Here is a 2,607-nt window from a genome sequence, read left to right on the forward strand (position 1 = left end):
GGCGCGACACGTTTCTCTATAAGCGTTTAGACGTGAAGTGAGAGTGTTGCTGAAATTTATCTTAAGCAACAATAACTAATATATCGAGAGTTGGAATGAAAATCGTCATGTTGAATTGAAACAACTCCATTAATACTCCTACATGCATGATTTGTTAGTAGACAGATTGTGTATGAAGCTAGGTGAAGTCGGCTGAACGAGCCTAAGTGATTTTTAATCATATGGTGTAGGATAGGTCGGATGGCTGAAAAGATAACTATGGTGAGAATGTCCCTTATGGGTCTGACGAATTTGCGAAGGTACGGGTCTAAAATTGCACTATACCGAAAGGTATAGCACACAAGAGTGTGGTAGGGTACCGAGAAGTACGAATCTGACGGTAGGAAATCGGGATAAGCAACGATGAGCTTATAAACTCTACAGGCTTATAGCAAACACCTACGGTTATCATGAATAGCTAGATATATTGGAACGTGGGAAGCAAAAAACTGCTAAATGAAAACAGCTACTACTGGGCAGGTGGATATAAGGTAATTAGCCGAAATTCCTTTATTTTTGTGAAGGTAGGGGCACAGTACCGTTGAAGCGTCTAATGAACGTGGAGGGATGGCCCCAAGTCTAGTTTGTTTTATGTTTAATTTTAAGAAAATGAAGCTCAATGGTCAGGTAGGAATGTGGGCAAAAACCTAGGAGGTTTCCACAGTTGAGCACAACAATGAGATATTGGGAATATTACAATATGCAAGAAACATTTGATAGGTTATATGAAGAAAGTCAAGGAAATAAATCATTCCATGGTCTATATGAATTGATTACTTCGGAGAACAATATTCTTTTAGCATACCGAACAATAAAATCTAACAAGGGGTCCAAAACCGCTGGCACGGATTTGTTCACGATAGATAATTATAAACCAATGTATAAAAAGGAATTCTTATCATTGGTTTGTAAACAACTAGAGATATACAAACCAAAAGCAGTAAAGAGAGTTTTTATTCCTAAGTCCAATGGAGATAAAAGACCTTTAGGAATTCCAACAATGTTTGATCGGTTAATTCAACAAATGATTAGGCAAATTTTGGAGCCGATTTGCGAGGCGAAATTTTACGAACATAGTTATGGATTTCGTCCGATGAGAGGAACAAAACATGCCATTTCTAGAGTAATGTTTTTGATAAGCAGAAATACTTTTCATTACGCGGTAGATATAGATATAAAAGGATTCTTTGACAATGTTAATCACACATTACTTCTAAAACAATTGTGGAATATGGGTATTAAAGATAAGCGAGTGTTAAAACTTATCTATTTAATTCTAAAAGCACCAATTAAGGGATTTGGAATTCCAAAAAAGGGAACACCACAAGGTGGAATACTCTCGCCATTACTATCCAATATAGTTTTAAATGATTTAGACCAATGGATAGCAAGCCAATGGCACTATTTTGAAACATCATATCCATATACAAATAATGCAAATCAAAAGCGAGCAATGAAAGGTACCAAATTGAAACAAGGATTTATTGTTCGTTATGCAGATGATTTTAAAATTATGGCAAAGGATTTCCGAACGGCACAAAAATGGTTTTTCGCGACAAAAATGTATCTCAAGGAACGATTAAAGTTGGACATTTCACCAGAAAAATCCAGAATAATCAACCTTAGAAAAAACAAATCTGAGTTCTTAGGATATTTATTATATGTAGTACCCAAAAGAAACAAATGGGTTTGTAACTCTAGGATATCAAATAAGAAAAAGAAGCAAATCAAACTTGAGATCAAAAAGCGAATAAAAGCTATTCAGTTGTCATCAACTCGGAAAAATGTGCAATTATATAATGCCTATGTACTTGGACTGCGTAACTATTTTAGGTATGTTACACATGTAAATATTGAAATGAAACAGCTTGCATTTAACCTATCATTAGTAATATTCAATCGATTAAAAAGTGTCGGGAAATATGAAGTTCCAATCAATGCACCTCCGGTGTTTACAAAATTCTTTAAAAATAATTATCGAACATTTAAAGTATGTGGTATTTACTTATTTCCACTAGCGGATATACAAACAGCAACTATATGGAATTACACGCAAACCCAAACACCTTACAATCAAAAAGGCCGAAAGATTGCCAAACATATTGAGTTAAATAAATTGGTATTAGGCGAAATTAAGAAACTACTAACTGCAAATATCCCTAATGAAAGTATAGAGTACTTGGATAATCGAATGGCAAGGTATTCTATGTTGAATGGAAAATGTGAGATACTTAAAGAATTTTTACCAGCAAGTGAGCTACATTGCCACCACTATATTCCGAAGGGATTAGGCGGAACAGATGAGTATGAAAATCTTAGAATCATTCATAAAGAAATTCATAGATTAATTCACATGACAAATAAACAAACGATTGAATCCTACTTTCAAAAACACTCGTTGACTGTGGAACAAGTTAAACGAATAAACCAATATCGAAGAGCTTGTAATTTAGAAAAAATTAAACAATAAACAAATTAGATGGAGCGCCGTATGAGGTGAAAGTCTCACGTACGGTGTGGAGTGGGGGAAAAGGTAGAGATAACTTCAAATCCTTACCTATCACTAAC

At 34.7% G+C, this 2,607-nt stretch carries 1 protein-coding gene; it reads left to right on the top strand.

Annotated elements, in window-relative coordinates:
* The first annotated feature begins 703 nt into the window (after window positions 1-703).
* A complete protein-coding gene (gene ltrA / locus CQ064_RS32930; protein ID WP_000108316.1) occupies window positions 704-2,509 on the top strand; it encodes a group II intron reverse transcriptase/maturase in 1,806 nt (601 codons plus the stop codon).
* Window positions 2,510-2,607 lie beyond the last annotated feature (98 nt).

Source organism: Bacillus sp. MYb78, from assembly GCF_002975115.1.
In the GTDB taxonomy this organism is placed as follows: Bacteria; Bacillota; Bacilli; order Bacillales; family Bacillaceae_G; genus Bacillus_A; species Bacillus_A cereus.